General features: G+C 64.0%; 11 protein-coding genes. 5 read left to right on the top strand and 6 right to left on the bottom strand.

What is annotated here, in order from left to right; translation table 11 throughout:
* Window positions 1–298 precede the first annotated feature (298 nt).
* Window positions 299–1222: a hypothetical protein gene (locus BX591_RS36260; RefSeq protein ID WP_146749826.1), complete on the top strand. Its 924-nt coding sequence runs from the start codon at window positions 299–301 to the stop codon at window positions 1220–1222.
* 150 nt (window positions 1223–1372) lie between these two features.
* Here the strand turns inward: BX591_RS36260 and BX591_RS29450 are convergent, their stop codons facing one another.
* From BX591_RS29450 to BX591_RS29440, 3 genes are all read right to left on the bottom strand, one after another.
* Window positions 1373–1720 (bottom strand): immunity protein Imm33 domain-containing protein, encoded by a 348-nt coding sequence (locus tag BX591_RS29450; RefSeq protein ID WP_111934834.1) that lies wholly within the window; start codon window positions 1718–1720, stop codon window positions 1373–1375.
* A 218-nt stretch (window positions 1721–1938) separates the two neighbouring features.
* The gene (locus BX591_RS29445; RefSeq protein ID WP_111934833.1) at window positions 1939–3801 is read right to left on the bottom strand and encodes an MFS transporter; all 1863 of its coding nucleotides are present in this window, start codon (window positions 3799–3801) and stop codon (window positions 1939–1941) included.
* 261 nt (window positions 3802–4062) lie between these two features.
* A complete protein-coding gene (locus BX591_RS29440) occupies window positions 4063–5496 on the bottom strand; it encodes a sigma-54-dependent transcriptional regulator (RefSeq protein ID WP_111934832.1) in 1434 nt (477 codons plus the stop codon).
* Between the two features lie 1351 nt (window positions 5497–6847).
* Here BX591_RS29440 and BX591_RS29435 point away from each other — a divergent pair.
* The 3 genes from BX591_RS29435 to BX591_RS29425 all read left to right on the top strand — a co-directional run bounded on the left by BX591_RS29435 (window position 6848) and on the right by BX591_RS29425 (window position 9977).
* The gene (locus tag BX591_RS29435; protein WP_111934843.1) at window positions 6848–7138 is read left to right on the top strand and encodes a hypothetical protein; all 291 of its coding nucleotides are present in this window, start codon (window positions 6848–6850) and stop codon (window positions 7136–7138) included.
* A gap of 73 nt (window positions 7139–7211) precedes the next feature.
* Window positions 7212–8414: a CpaE/TadZ family protein gene (locus BX591_RS29430; RefSeq protein ID WP_111934831.1), complete on the top strand. Its 1203-nt coding sequence runs from the start codon at window positions 7212–7214 to the stop codon at window positions 8412–8414.
* A 120-nt stretch (window positions 8415–8534) separates the two neighbouring features.
* The gene (locus tag BX591_RS29425) at window positions 8535–9977 is read left to right on the top strand and encodes a nicotinate phosphoribosyltransferase (RefSeq protein ID WP_111934830.1); all 1443 of its coding nucleotides are present in this window, start codon (window positions 8535–8537) and stop codon (window positions 9975–9977) included.
* Here BX591_RS29425 and BX591_RS29420 read toward each other — a convergent pair.
* The 3 genes from BX591_RS29420 to BX591_RS29410 form a co-directional block, all read right to left on the bottom strand.
* Window positions 9974–11830, bottom strand: coding sequence for an ABC transporter ATP-binding protein/permease (locus BX591_RS29420; RefSeq protein WP_111934829.1), 1857 nt, complete (start codon window positions 11828–11830; stop codon window positions 9974–9976). The genes BX591_RS29425 and BX591_RS29420 overlap by 4 nt on opposite strands.
* A 4-nt stretch (window positions 11831–11834) precedes the next feature.
* On the bottom strand, window positions 11835–12728 hold the full coding sequence (locus BX591_RS29415) for an extracellular solute-binding protein (RefSeq protein ID WP_111934828.1): 894 nt from the start codon (window positions 12726–12728) through the stop codon (window positions 11835–11837).
* Between the two features lie 84 nt (window positions 12729–12812).
* Window positions 12813–13739 carry an NHL repeat-containing protein gene (locus tag BX591_RS29410; protein WP_111934827.1) on the bottom strand — a complete coding sequence of 309 codons (927 nt, stop codon included), beginning with the start codon at window positions 13737–13739 and terminating at the stop codon, window positions 12813–12815.
* Window positions 13740–13986: 247 nt separating this feature from the next.
* Here BX591_RS29410 and BX591_RS29405 point away from each other — a divergent pair, with 247 nt between their 5' ends.
* Window positions 13987–14475, top strand: a complete 489-nt coding sequence (locus tag BX591_RS29405; RefSeq protein WP_111934826.1) for a molybdopterin-dependent oxidoreductase — start codon at window positions 13987–13989, stop codon at window positions 14473–14475.
* The last annotated feature ends 84 nt before the right edge of the window (window positions 14476–14559 follow it).

The raw sequence follows: 14559 nt of genomic DNA, 5'->3' as shown, positions 1-14559 counted from the left end.
ATCTTCACCTTCTATGAATCGCTTCATCCGGTCACCCATGCTGAATGAGTTAATCCAGTTTAGGCGATCAGCGCGTTTTCACACAAGCTCGACCCGTTCCGGTCATCCGACCACATCGGCATTGCTGTCTGTTTTGGTGAAATTAGCCGCCACTCGAATCTGACAATCCACCAAGCACGAAAGCTTGAAGAACCTGCCATGCTGATATGATCGCCCGACATAATTTGCGTGGTCCATGTCTATGCGATTTTCCGTATTGATAATCACAGCAGTAATACTACTTTCGGCATGCTCTGGCATGACGCATGACTCCCATTCCAGAGCAGAAATTGCCCCGCAGACGCCTGACTCGGCGAGCAGCCCTGATCGGGCGATGCCTTATCAGGAGGCCGCTGGCGGCAATCGAACATTGATGATTGACCGCTTCGTGCAGCGACTGGCCGCTGTCGCGGATGCGGGTGCACTGTTCGACGTCAGTGCCACAATGCACGTGCTCGGCATCGGTTATCGTGCGAAGACATCCGATACGGTGCCCTTACCGGGGGAGTGCCGTACATATTCGGATCCGAAACAGGAAACAAGAACGACGGTTACTGCGGATGAGCGAGGCTGGTACAGGAACACCACTTTCGGCGACGGGAAGTGGACCACCGCACAGGCACTCGCAGTTAGTCCACCGTCGATCCGATATACCGTTGACCACACGATTCGATGCACAGATCAGTACTTGATACAAGACGGTACGGAAGCCCGTCTGCAACTCACTTCATTGCCGGCTTACGCGTGCATCACTGAATCGGACGTCTATCACGCGTTGCCCGCTGCACATCCTACGGGAGGCGGCATAGGCATTCCCGTGATGACGTCACTCGTCGGCTATTCGGGCCGAACCAACGATGACATTGGTACTAGGCTCACATTCACGTTTTATTCAAATTCGCCGTGCGCCGTACAGGCAGAGCTTCAACAATCGCAAAAAGATGGATTTCGATTTCAGCGGGCGCTTTATGATCATGAGCTATGCGTTGCCGAAGAACAGCATGACTACTGCGTTGCACATGGTGGCCCCTCAATCAGCCCGGCAGATTTGGAAGGCATCTCGGCGTACGTGGATGCGCATTGCCCGACAATCAATGCGATGTACCTCAAGGAACCACGTTCGGGCCAGGTTCCGCCTAGGGTCTCGTTGCAGCGATTCCGAGCAAATCCTTGCGGGTTCTAAAGAGCGCTCAAGGGGATCGCAGTATCGCCACAGGAAGTGAGGAGCAATCGCTGCGGCTAAGCATCGCTGGCAAATACATGTCGGTTATGAGAGAGCCGCGGCCATTTAAACGTCACCTTCCCTGCGTTCGGCAACGGCTCTTCCTGGCCGTTACAGCCTATCAGCGACGCACTTCAGCAGTTCACCATCGAACCAGACATCCTCATAGTCCGGCGCAAGCAATACGCGCCATCCCGGCGGCAGTGCCAGGTAAGGGAGAATGTTCGGACAACGCTCGACCAGGTGGCCGACATGAAGCGCCTGATAAAAGTCGGCGTCCGTTGAGTACTCGCCACCATAAATATACCAACCGCACGTACCGTTTTCCGGGGATAGCCGAACCGCGTGAAGCGGCACATTTTCAAGGGATGCAAGCGAAATTCCTACCTTCTGGCTGGCCTCGGGCGGCGCATATTCTGCACCGAATCGCTCGCAAACGTTTCGTTGGTCATTGGACATGGTCGCGCGGAATAGGCTTGGCTCGTCGAGATTGTCGCCGATTCTTCGGGGTGTATTGGATGGCTCAAAATGGCTGCGACGCGACCCTCGCGCTGGTGGCGACCGAGGGGCACGAACCGCCTGCGCTGGTGTGTCAATCTCTATTGTCTCCTGTCAAAGTCTATTGTTTTGCGTCGGACTCCATTGTCGGTTCACGCGAGATCAGCGCCACGGACGCGTTACGGCTTGCGCCGCGTGCGCTGGATGGTCGCCGCCGCCAATGCCGCGCCGATCAGTGCGCACAATGCGGACATCAGCGCGACGGCTCTTAACGCGGCGCCTAGCGAGGTGGCTTGCGCCGCAGCAACTGCCGCTTGCGTAGGTGCCCCCGGCGCGGACGCTTGCAGCCCTGAGTCCGAAGAAGTCTTGCCCACCGCAGGCACCGACCCGGACGACACATCGCCGCCATCGCTCGCATTCCCGCCACTGTGCGCAAGACTCGCCGCCTCGCGCGCCGCTCGCGTTACATGCAGCGCGTCGAGCCGCGCATCGAGCGCGGCGTCGTGCGACCACACGAACACGATCCCCAGCACCGCGATCGCCAGCAAGCTCGCCACCCGTGCCACCGCGTTATTGATCCCCGACGCGACGCCCGTGCGTGCCGCCGGGACCGACGTCATCACGGTCGTCGTCAACGGCGCGACGGTGATCGTCATGCCCAGTCCAAGCACGGTCAGCGCCGGGAAAAACCCGCGCCAGTACTCGCCGCGCACCCACGGCAACGCGATCATCGCGAAACCGGCCGCGGCGATCACCGGGCCGGCCGTCAGCAAGGCCCGCGCGCCATAACGGCTCGTCAGTCCGCCGGTAAAGCGCGACAACAGACCGATCGTCACCGGCACCGGTAACAAGGCCGCGCCGGCCTGGGTCGCGCTGTAGGCATAAGCGCGGATCAGCGTGAACGGCAGGAAGAACAGCGCGCCGCCCAGCCCGAAGTAGACCAGCAGCGTGACGAGATTGGCGCCGACGAAATCGCGGGAGCGGAACACGTCGAGCGGCATCATCGGATTCGGCGTTCTGGCTTCGAGCGCGATGAATGCGCCCATCACCAGCAAACCGCCGACGATCGCCGCCAACACCCAGCGGTCGCCGAAACCGTGCGCCGACGCGAGCGTCAGGCCATAGGTCAGCGCGGCAAGCCCGACGGTCGCGGTGGTTGCGCCCAGCCAGTCGAGTTTTGCGGGTGTGGACGGTTGAGCCCGCGTGGCCAAATGAACCTGGGCAGACGTATGAACCTGGGCATCCGCATCGACCTCCCCATTCGCATCAACCCGTGCGGGCGCATCGACCTCCGCGTCCGCATCGACCTGTGCTGAAGGCTCGCCCCGCGCCGCGCCGCCGACCGATTCCACCACCGCATCATCGTCCTGCCGGCTACCCGGCACGGCGATCACCGCCAGCGCGACCGTCGCGCAGGCAATCGGCACGTTGAGGAAAAAGATCGCCCGCCACGAAAACGTGTCCACCAGCCAGCCGCCCGAGACCGGGCCGAGCGCCGACGTGATCGCGCCGACGCCGGCCCAGGTGCCGATCGCCTGACCGCGTTCGCGGTCGTCGAACACCGCGCCGATGATCGCCAGACTGCTCGGCACCAGCAGCGCCGCGCCCACGCCTTGCACGGCGCGCGCCGCGATCAGCGCGGCGGCGTCGGGCGCAAGGCCGCAACCGATCGATGCCAGCGTGAACAGCACGATCCCGGCGATAAACACGGTGCGCCGGCCGAGCTTGTCGCCGATCGAGCCGCCCACCAGCACCAGCGCGCCGAGAAACAGCAGATACGCATCGACGACCCACTGAATCGCCGCCACGCTCGCGCCCAGTTCGGTCTGGATCGACGGCAACGCGACGTTGACCACGGACCCATCGATGAACGCCATGCTGGAGCCGAGGATAGTCGCGGCCAGCGCGAGTTTCTTACGCCGGCAGGGAGAGCCGGCGCTGAGCGATTGCGCGCGGATGGTCAGCGCGTCGCACGGACTGGCTTGAGCGGGAAGCGTGGAGGAGGGACGGCGCTCGAGCGCCGGAATCTGCTGATCGGCCAAGTCCGCTCCGGGGTGGAAGAACGGCTTTCAGCATAGCAACGCCGGCGGTCATCCGAAAGGCGCGAATCACGAGCCGACGAGACCGGCGGGGCAGCAGCAGGCCGATGAGATCGGCAGACCAGCAAAACAGACGAGCAAAACAAAAGACCAAGACACCAAGACACCAAAACACCAAAACACCAAAACACCAAAACACCAAAACACACAAACCAACCGCCCCCGTCGACCAAAAAAAGCGGGCCCTTCACGGCCCGCCCGCATTCAAACCATCGAACTCGCCTGCCGCTCCGCCTCGTCGTCGGCATCCGCGCCGCCCGCACCCGACGCGCGTCCGGCCGCTGGTTCCTGATGCAGCCGGTTCGCATGCATCAGCCGATACAGCGTGGCCCGCGAAATGCCGAGTTCGGCCGCCGCTTCGGACAGCTTGTAGCCATGCCGCTGCAGCGCATGTTCGATCGCGTCTTTCTCGGCCTTGCTGCGGATTTCGGCGAGCGTCACCGCCGGGCCGTTGTCCGCTTCCGGCAAGCCGAGATCGCCGGCCGTGATGAAGCGGCCTTCACTCATTACGACCGCGCGGCGCACGCAATTGATCAGCTCGCGCACGTTGCCCGGCCACGGATAGTTCGACATCGCGACGATCGCGTCGCTGGAGAGCCCGCGCAGTTTGCGCGCACCGTCCTGCTTGTACATGCTGAGCGCGTAATTCGCGAGCAGCTTGATGTCGCCGCCACGCTCGCGCAACGGCGGTTCGATCAGACGCAGCACGCATAGGCGGTGATACAGGTCGGAGCGGAAGCGGCCGTCTTCGACCGCTTTGTCGAGATCCACGTGGGTCGCCGAAATGACCCGCACGTCGACATGAATCGGGCCGGTGCCGCCCAGCCGTTCAATCGTGCCTTCCTGCAGGAAGCGCAACAGCACTGCCTGGCATTCATGCGGCATGTCGCCGATTTCGTCGAGAAACAGGGTGCCTTCGTGCGCGCCTTCGATGCGGCCGATCTTGCGCTGCAATGCGCCGGTGAACGCGCCGCGCTCGTGGCCGAACAGTTCTGCTTGCAGCAGGCTCGGCGGAATCGCCGCGCAATTGATCGCGACGAACGCGCGGCCCGCGCGCGGCGAGCGCTCATGAATGGCCCGTGCGGTGAGTTCCTTGCCGGTGCCCGATTCGCCTGCCACGAAGACCGGCGCGTCGGTCACCCCGCATTTGTCGATGCGCCGGTATAACTGCTGCATGGCTTCGCACTGTCCGACCATGCCGTGCCGGCCGAGCGACGGTTCGGGGGCGACCGGCGACTGGCGCAGACTGGAGAGGCCGTGCGCGTGGCCGAGCGCAAACACGAGCCGGTCGTTCAGCCATGGCCGGGTGACGAAATCGAAGCAATAGTCGAGGATGAAGCGGCTGACCAGTTCGTTTTCCGCCTGCCCCGGCGCGATCTGGGCGACCCAGTTGGTTTCGACGCGCCGCATGCACGAGGCCAGCGCGGATAGATGCTGCGACGTGCAGTCGCCCGGCAGTTCGACGAGGCCGACCTTGATGTTGCCGCGCTCGATCATCCGTTCGGCGATCGCCGTGCTTTTAGCATGCACAGCTTGCCAGCCGGAAGCCGCGAGGAAATCCGCGAGCTTGTGATCCGGCGTGTTGGACACGTACAGAACGGTGCGTTCAGTGTCGACAGGCGTGCAATTGGTAGTCATGTTTCCCCCGGTTCGATGCTGCTCTCAGGACTGCAGTTCAACGCGTACTGGATAGACCGGCAACGCGCACCGGTCTTCGGCCAACTGAGCCAGCCGGTCCGTTGGCGCGGACCCGGCCTGCGCTTCGCCGCCGCTTGCGGTTTCTCTGACCGAGTAACCGGGCGACGACGGATTCACGATGGCGGCAACGGCGGGGGCATGAACAGGCGGCGCGAGCCGCGAGGTGCTACATATCGGACAGATGGTGGACCCGCAGTTTTCGCTGCTGAAACCCGCCGGACTTTTTCATCCCCGAACGACAGCCGTTGGTTACCTCGTTGGCCTGATACAAGCGCTCTAGGTGGCGCATGGCTTAACCATAAGCGAAACCGCCTGGGAGCGCCATACAAACAAATCTGGATTTAGCGCCGAATCCCACACGGCGCGCGCCGCGCTGGCCGTTCAAAAATCATCGGTCAATGCCGGTAATGCGGGGCATCCCACGTACCGGTGTATTCCGCCATTTCGTCGTCCTGAAACACCCGCGACCTCGACGGTGCGTTCCGTCTCAAGCTTGCGACAACTTGGGCAAGCGGCGACGAGCGCCGCTTCGCCCCCTGGAGCGCCGCGCCGTCCCCCCGCGCGCGACGCAATCCCTTGGCTGCAAAGGCGTCACCGTGAACGACCGGTAAAACTGGCCGCCGGTATTTCTTTCCTGAGTGTGCTGGCGGCTGGTCTGAGCGCGTGTCGAATTCGAAACAACAGGCGCGGCCACGCAAGGGAAATACGGTGCAACGCAGCAAAAATCACGGTGCCAGCAGGGTTTCGCGGCACATGGCACAGCCGTTGCAATAGATGGCTCAAGCGGAAAGAATGCGTTGCCGCCCGGTCCGCAACGGGAAGCAGAGTCCACCAGGGACCAGCGGCAAACACAGACTTCGTAAGCACGGCAGTAGCAGCAAATGTGACTTACGAGGGTACGGCGGGGCCAAAAGAAGCGGATGTCAGAAAACGGCGCGAATGATCGGTACGGGGTATGGGTCATTCGCTGACCGGACAAGGTGACGCGTTGACCTCGCCACGTTTTCCGTCCGAGATGACGGAGTCGAAGCGCAGGCAACGATGACACGTACCGAGTTCGCGCAGTCGGCGAACCAGCGACGCAAAGAAGTAGCGACGGGGAAAGCAGCGCACGGTCAGGACCAGCCGGCGCGACGAAGCGGGGAGCCATGGCCCGAGTCTCCATAGAGAGACCATCAGTACGAGGTGAGCTGGGCGCCGTGTTCGCGTGGTGGCGGACACGGCTCTCGGTGAAGATCAACAGGCCGTCGCGCAGCAGCATCGTGCAGCGGATCATCACTCGGGGGTTGTCATGAAAACACAGACGAGCAAGCCAGTCGCCGCAGCGCGGCTGGAAGGTGGCGTCACCGTGCGGGCCGACGCCTTGTCATGGCGTCGGCTGCAGAGCACATCCCAGAGCGCGCCGCGTGCGCTGTTCGCCGCGCCGCCGCCCGACCTGTTGACGCTCGTGATCGCGGATCAGATCAAGCGCCGCGCGCAGGCGGAAATTCAGCGCGAAGCGCTCTACGACATGCCGGTGCAGCCTGAGCGGCATGAAGAACGCGGCACGGACGCCTATCCCGCCGACGCCGACGAAGAATAAACCCGAACCGAACGTCGATCGTGATCGACACGGCCTCGCCGGCCGACCGGCCCAAGAACGGCGGAGACTCGACATGATCGACATTTTGCTGATTTCGTCCAGTGCGCAACGCGCGTCGCAGATTGCCGCGCGCCTTGAAGAAAGCAATGTGCCGCACCGGCTGCGGATCGTCTACGGCACCGCGCGGCAATTGCTGACGCACGTCCGTGCCTTCCGGAGCGCGGATCTGCTGATCGTCGACGACGTCGATCTGAATGCGCGCGAACTGGACGGCGTGGAAGAAGCGCTGGCCTGCACGCCGGCGCTGCATTGCATGCTGGTGACGCCGGAGCCGTCGACCGCGCTGCTCGGCGCGGCGATGCGCGTGGGCGTGCGGCACGTGTTCGCATGGCCGCTCGAAACCGGCGAGATCACCGGCGCGCTCGCGCAGATTCATGCCCGCAAGACCGCGCGCAGCCGCCGCACCGGACGGGTCGTTTCGCTTGCATCGTCCAAGGGCGGCAGCGGCACGACGCTGATTGCCGTGAATCTCGCCTACTCGCTGGCCGCCGCGCGCAACCGGCGCGTGCTGCTGATCGACCTGAGCCAGCAATTCGCCGACGCGAGCCTGCTGCTCGCCGATAAACCGCCGCCTACCACGCTCGCCGATCTCTGTTCGCAGATCGGCCGGCTCGACGCGGCCTTGCTCGAATCCTGCCTGATGCACGTGCATGCGAATCTCGACGTGCTGGCGGGCGCCGGCGATCCGTTGAAGGCCGCCGAATTGTTGCCCTCGCAACTGGAGCGGATTCTGCTGCTGGTGCGCGAGCGTTACGACGCGGTGCTGATCGACGTCGGCCACAGCCTCAATCCGCTGACGATCCATGCGCTCAATCGCAGCGACTCGATCTGCATGGTGGTGCGGCAAAATCCGCTATACCTGCACGGCGGACGCCGCATGCTCGATATTTTTCGCGAGCTGGGCTATCCGGCGAGCAAGGTGCGAGTGGTCGTGAACCAGTACGACAAGAACGCGCAGATCAATCTGCAGACCCTCGAAAAAACGCTCGGCGCGAAGGTCGTGCATCAGCTTCCGCGCGACGAACCGTTGACCAATGAAGCACTCAGGCGCGGCGTGCCGGTCGTGACATCAGCGCGCGACAGTGCGCTGGCGCAGGGCATCCGGTTGCTGGCCGACATGCTGTGGCCGCCGTTTGTCGAGCGTCGCAAGGGCGTGCTTGGGCGGTTGTTTTCGAGCCGGCCGAGCATTCCGCCGCAGTTGAAGCCGGGGCATTGAGCCGGGCGCTCGCCGCGACGACGCCCAACGATTCCGTACGAGGTGTCGCGGCGGTGTATGGTAAAAAGACCACCACCCGCCCGATCACTCTCGAGAGCGCCTTCGGGCGCCGCATTGTCCATGCACAACGTCAGCCACGGTCTCAACGACATCGCGTCGATCCTGTCGAATCCGATCCTCAACACGGATTCGTACAAGGCCTCGCATTACCTGCAATATCCGCCCGAAGCGTCGGCGATGTTCTCGTACATCGAGTCGCGCGGCGGACGCTATGACCGCACGCTGTTCTTCGGCTTGCAGATGCTGATCAAGGAGTATCTGTGCCGGCCCATCACCCCGGCGATGATCGAGCAGGCCAAGGCCTTCTTCACCGCGCATGGCGAGCCGTTCAACGAAGCCGGCTGGCGCTATATCGTCGAGCAATTCGGCGGCTATCTGCCGGTGCGGATTCGCGCGGTGCCGGAAGGCTCGGTCGTGCCGACTCACAACGTACTGGTTACGGTCGAATGCGACGATCCGCAGGTGTTCTGGCTGGCCTCGTACCTGGAGACCATGCTGTTGCGCGTCTGGTATCCGGTCACGGTGGCGACGCAAAGCTGGCATCTGCGCCAAACGATCCGCGCCGCACTCGAACAGAGCAGCGACGATCTCACGCAATTGCCGTTCAAGCTGCACGATTTCGGCGCGCGCGGCGTGTCGAGCGCGGAGTCGGCGGCGATTGGCGGCGCCGCGCATCTGGTCAGTTTCATGGGCTCGGATACGGTGCTCGGCGTGGTCGCGGCGAACCACTACTACAACGAAACCATGGCGGCGTTGTCGGTGCCGGCGGCGGAGCACAGCACGATCACGTCATGGGGTCGCGAGCGCGAAACCGACGCGTTCCGCAACATGCTCGCGCAGTTCGGCAAGCCGGGCGCGATCGTTTCCGTGGTGTCCGATTCCTACGATCTGTTCGCCGCGCTCGACGTGTGGGGCACGGAGTTGAAGCAGGACGTGCTCGATTCCGGCGGCATGCTGGTGATCCGGCCGGACTCCGGCGATCCGCAGACTATCGTGCTGCAGACCTTGCGCGCGCTCGAAGCGTCGTTCGGTTCGACACTGAACGGCAAGAGCCGACGCGTGCTCGACAACGTGCGCGTGATTCAGGGCGACGGCGTGAATCCGGAATCGATCGCGGCCATTCTTGCGGCGATGGACGAAGCCGGGTTCGCGGCGGACAACATCGTGTTCGGCATGGGCGGCGCGCTGTTGCAACAGATCAATCGCGACACGCAGCGCTTCGCGATGAAGTGCTCGGCGATCCGTCTCGGCGACCAATGGCACGACGTGCTCAAGGACCCGGTCACGGATGCCGGCAAGCGCTCGATGAAAGGACGCCTCACGTTGCTGCGCAATCGCCACACCGGCGAGTATCGAACGACGACGCTGCCGGTCGTGTGGGATGAGCGAACCGCTGAAAGCGACTGGGACGACGCGCTGGAGACGGTGTTCGACTCCGGCAAACTGCTGATCGACGTCTCGCTCACCGACATTCGCAAGCGCGCGCACGCGCACGAAGGCTAATCGGCGGAGCGCGCTAACCAGACCGTTACGCCGGCCGCTCGCACGTCGATCCGGCAGGGAGCGCCCTCGCGCAGGCGCGCATCTTCGCTGGCCAGGTCGACATGAACGCCGCCGAGATTCACGCGCAGATAGCGCTCGCCGCGTCGCAACTCGACCGATTCGACCACGCCGCCATGCGCGCCGTCCGGTGAAATCGTCAGCGCGTGGGAGGAGACACGCCACATCACGCGTTGTCCTGTGTGCAGATCGTGTCCGCGTGCGCCAGTGCCGATCGTCATCGTGAAGCCCGGCGCGATGTCGACCTGCGCCGGACCCGCCATCACGCCTTCGCCGACGTTATGCAAACCGAGCAGGCCGGCTACCCGCATCGAGGCCGGCTGTTCGAACACCGCATCGATAAAGCCGGCTTGCAGCACGCGTCCCTGTTCGACCACGAGTATTTCGTCGGCCAGCAACGCGGCTTCATCCGGGTCATGCGTAACGATGATCGTCACCGCGGCGATCTCGCGCTGCAACGCGCGCAGCGATTGCTGCAGACGGCGCCGCCGTGGCGTGTCCAGTGCGGCGAACGGTTCGTCGAACAGCAGCAGTTCACTGTGCCGTGTCAGCGCTCGCGCCAGTGCCACCCGTTGGCGCTGGCCGAACGATAGTTGATGCGGCAGGCGCGCCACCAGTTGCGCGAGACCCAGATGCTCCAGCCAGTAACGTGCGCTCGCGGCGTCGGCATCGACGGGAAAGCTCAGTTGCCGCGCGACGCTCAGGTGCGGAAACAGGCCGTAGTCTTGCGGCATGTAGCCGATCTGACGATGCTCGGGCGGCAGCGTATGCAACTGCTTTTCGCCGAGTTGCACGGTGCTCGTTGCGTTGGTGTCGAGGCCTGCGATCAGCCGCAGCGCGAGCGATTTGCCCGAGCCCGACGGCCCGATGATGGCGAGGCGGCGCGTGGCGGGTGTCCACGCAAGGTCGAGATCGAACGCGCCGAGCTGGCGCCGCAGATGGAATGCGAGGCGCCGGTCTTCGGCCTCCCCGCGACTCGCCGCCGACGGTTCCGCGATAGGTTCCAGCGCGTCGTCGCCGTTTTCGGTTTGTTCCAGCGCCGCTTTTTGCCGAAGGCTGTAGATCGATAGCGCCGCGCACAGAATCGCGATGGCCAGCGTGGGCAGCAGCAGCGGCATCATCGCGGGTAGCCCCTGGCCGCCGAACACCACATACGTGTAGACCGGCAACGAATACGGGTGATAAGCGACCATCACGGTCGCGCCGAATTCGCCGAACGCGCGCAGCCAGGCCAGCGCGAGCCCGGCGCGAATAGCCGGCCACGCAACCGGCAACATGACACGCAGGAAACGGCTGCCCGCGCGATGACCGAGCGTCGCGGCCACGTCGTCGAGGACGGGGTCCACGGCGGCGAACGCGGATTTGGCCGCGATGATCAGGAAGGGCGCCGCGACGAAGGTTTCCGCCAGCACGATGCCGGTGAACGAGTCCGTCAGCATGCCGCCCGTGAAGCGGCCGACGATGCTATACGGCCCCAGCAGAAACAGCAGCAGCACGCCGCTGGTGAGCGGCGGCAAGGCCAGCGGCAATTGCACGACGAAGCCGAGCAGCGCCACCTTGCGCGAGGTGGAACGTGCCAGAAAATAGCCGAGCGGCACGCCGCCCAGCAGAATCGCAAGCGAGGCCACGCTGGCGCTCGCCGCCGACACGCCGACCGCCGACCACGTGGCTGTCCAGTCGACGTTGGCCCAATCGGCCGCGCCAAGCTGCGGCACGCTGGCGACAAACGGCGCGCACAGATAGACGGCCAGCAGCGCCGCCAGCCACAGCAGCGGCCGCGCGCTCGAACGGCTCACCGCGTTACGGCGCGTTGGCGTCGATCACCGCTTGCACCGAAGGCGGCATGGCTTGCACGTTGCCGCTCACGGTCGGTTTGACGACGTCCACGCCGTGTTGCTTGAGCAGCGCACGGCCTTTCTCGCTCAGCAGGAAGTCGACGAAGCTGCTCGCGCCGTTACGGTTCGGCGCGTCGGTCAGAATGGTCAGCGTGTAGCTGGCCTTGGCCTGCAATTCCGGCGCCGGCCGGATCGCCGGAATCTTCAGGTCGGACGTTTCGGTCGAATAGAAAAAGCCGGCGTCGAGCTGGCCCGATTGCAGGCGGCCCACCAGCGTTTCCTCAGGCAAAACCTGAGCGGGGTTTTCCGCCGCGCCGAGTGTCTTCTCGACCAGATCCGGCTGATGGTAGAGCTCGGCGGCCTTCGTCATCATCTCGACGGTGAACGCGCCCTTCGGGTCGAGCTTCGGATCGGTCCGGCCGATCCGGATACCCGGCTCCTGCAGCACCTGGTCCCAACGCTTGCTCTTGAACTGCGCGGCAAACTTGCTCTGCGGGTTGTAGCCGATCATCAGCGGCGATTCGGCAAAATTCACATACCAAGTGACATGATCGCCATTCGCTTCGCCCATCAGGCTCGCGTTCACCTTCGGGCTCGCGCTGATAAACACGTCGCCGCGACGCAGCTTGCCCTTGATTTCGTTGGCGATCTTGTTCGAGCCCGCCGCATAGCCACGGAACTGCTGACCGGTGGCTTTCTCGAACGCGGGGCCGACGCTGCGCTCCATCAGATTGACGAGCGAACCGGCGTACAGCACGTTGACGGTGTTGCTGTCGTCGGCGAAGGCGGGCGCGGCCGTCACGATGCCGGTGACCACGACCAATGACGCGACGAGAGATGCGAGCAGCTTGCGAATCATGCGGTAACCCCGATACGTTATTAAGAGCGCTATATTACGACGCCATCGGGTCGTGTTGCACGGATGGCGTCCATCGGCGCGGCGTCAATTCAGCGGAAATGTGCGCACGTAGCTGGTGCCGCCGCTGGCGGTCGCGCGGTCGATCGCGTACAGCAGACCGCGCGGCGCGTCGACGGCGACGCCGCGGGCGTCCTGAAAGTCGTTTGCAAGCACGCCGATCGTGCCGTCCGGCGCGATCCGGCACAGGCCCGTGGCGTTGCACTTGGTGTACAGGGTGCCGTGTGCGTCGACGCTCATCAGGTCGGGGCTGTCGATCTGCACGAACGCGCCGCTGGCCGCCACCGCTTGCGAGCTGGCGAGCAACGCGCTGAGGCTGGCTTTGACGATGTCGTTATTCGCCTGGTCCGAGACGTACACGTTGTCGCCCGACACCGCGATACCGACCGGCTTGCCGAGCCCTGTCAGCAGATCGCGTTCTACCGCCGTATGGGCGTTCGGATCGTACGTGATCAGGCTCAGCGCGCCTTGCGGCGGATTGCTGCCGCTCTTGACGAACCACGTGGACAGCAGACGGTTCGAGCCGATCGAGATCAGGCCGAGGCGGCGGCGCGTCGGATCGGGACCGGTCAGCGCCGCGATCGTATCGGTGCCCGTGATGCTGAACACCGCGCTTGCCGTGCCGAAGCCGAAGCGTTCGATCGTCAGCGCGCCCGCGTCGGCGAAGCTCAGTTGGCTCAGGCTGTTCGACTGGCCGGCGACGGTCGGCACGTTGGCGTAGTGCGCGAACGCGTGGGCGTCGGGCGAGGAGAGCACGCTGCTGGTCTGGTCGTCGGTGATAAAGACCGTGCCGTCGGCGGCGCGCACGGCGATGCCGTTCGGTGCGGCGCTCACGGCGAAGCGTTGCGGCGAGGCGGTGACGTTGTCGCCGCCGCAACCGGCCAGCGCGGCGATCAGGCCGACAGTGACGAGCGCGAGACGGGTACTGCGGTGCAGGGTGGAAGCGAGGCGCATGAGATCTCCTGGGTTGGCGAGCGTGGGCGTTGGCCATGGGCCACGCGCAAGACGCTGCGCCGTTCATTGTTGTTGGTTGTTTTGCGTCAGGGTGCTGCCGCCGGTCGGCTGATATGCCCGGCGATATAGTGCGTATGGACGAAGTTTCGACGCGGTTTTATGCGCAAGCCATCGTCGCCGCGTAATATACACACGGACATAACGAATGAACAAGCCGCCAGGCTGCCGATGCTGGAGATAAGCGCGAATGGATAGTGTGAAAGTGATTGCCGCGCCGGCCGTGGACGGCGCGCTTGTTCTCGACGGACGGTTTCAGCGTCCGTTGCGGCTCAGTATCGAGCAATTGCGTCGCTACGACAGCGTGCTGGCCACGCCGTTCGATCTGCGCTGCTATACGACGAACCGCTTCATTCGCAGCGTCGAGCCGTATCGAGGTGTACGTCTGACGACGCTGATCACCGAGGCCGGGTTGCCGGATGCGGTGCCGGGCGAGTTCAAGCGCACGGTGTTCGTCGCGGTCGGGCAGGATGGTTATGTCGTGACGTTTTCCTGGCACGAGTTGTTCAACACGCCGATCGATGAGACCGTGCTGGTGGCCTATGAATGCGGCGGCCGCGCGCTGGACGCGGAAGAGGGTGCGCCGATTCTGTTTTCGGGCGCGGATATTTTGCCGGCGCCGCGGCATGTCAAAAGGCTGGCGCGGATCGAGGCGCAGGTTTTGAGGGCTTCGGTTTAGGTAATGACTTAGATCGTGGCTCAGGTGGTCTGGGCGATGGTGACCGGTGGTGACCGATAGTTGCCGGTGGTTGGAGCGCCGCAG

This window comes from Paraburkholderia bryophila (genome assembly GCF_003269035.1).
Lineage (GTDB): Bacteria > Pseudomonadota > Gammaproteobacteria > Burkholderiales > Burkholderiaceae > Paraburkholderia > Paraburkholderia bryophila.
Note: the sequence above shows the minus strand (reverse complement) of the source record. Positions and strands in the feature narration are given on the sequence as shown.

Excerpts from the sequence above, each read along its gene's own strand:
- BX591_RS29440 (WP_111934832.1), bottom strand. The coding sequence starts at position 5,496 with ATGACTACCAATTGCACGCCTGTCGACACTGAACGCACCGTTCTGTAC.
- BX591_RS29410 (WP_111934827.1), bottom strand. The coding sequence starts at position 13,739 with ATGCGCCTCGCTTCCACCCTGCACCGCAGTACCCGTCTCGCGCTCGTC.
- BX591_RS36260 (WP_146749826.1), top strand. The coding sequence starts at position 299 with ATGACGCATGACTCCCATTCCAGAGCAGAAATTGCCCCGCAGACGCCT.
- BX591_RS29425 (WP_111934830.1), top strand. The coding sequence starts at position 8,535 with ATGCACAACGTCAGCCACGGTCTCAACGACATCGCGTCGATCCTGTCG.
- BX591_RS29435 (WP_111934843.1), top strand. The coding sequence starts at position 6,848 with ATGAAAACACAGACGAGCAAGCCAGTCGCCGCAGCGCGGCTGGAAGGT.
- BX591_RS29415 (WP_111934828.1), bottom strand. The coding sequence starts at position 12,728 with ATGATTCGCAAGCTGCTCGCATCTCTCGTCGCGTCATTGGTCGTGGTC.
- BX591_RS29450 (WP_111934834.1), bottom strand. The coding sequence starts at position 1,720 with ATGTCCAATGACCAACGAAACGTTTGCGAGCGATTCGGTGCAGAATAT.
- BX591_RS29430 (WP_111934831.1), top strand. The coding sequence starts at position 7,212 with ATGATCGACATTTTGCTGATTTCGTCCAGTGCGCAACGCGCGTCGCAG.
- BX591_RS29405 (WP_111934826.1), top strand. The coding sequence starts at position 13,987 with ATGGATAGTGTGAAAGTGATTGCCGCGCCGGCCGTGGACGGCGCGCTT.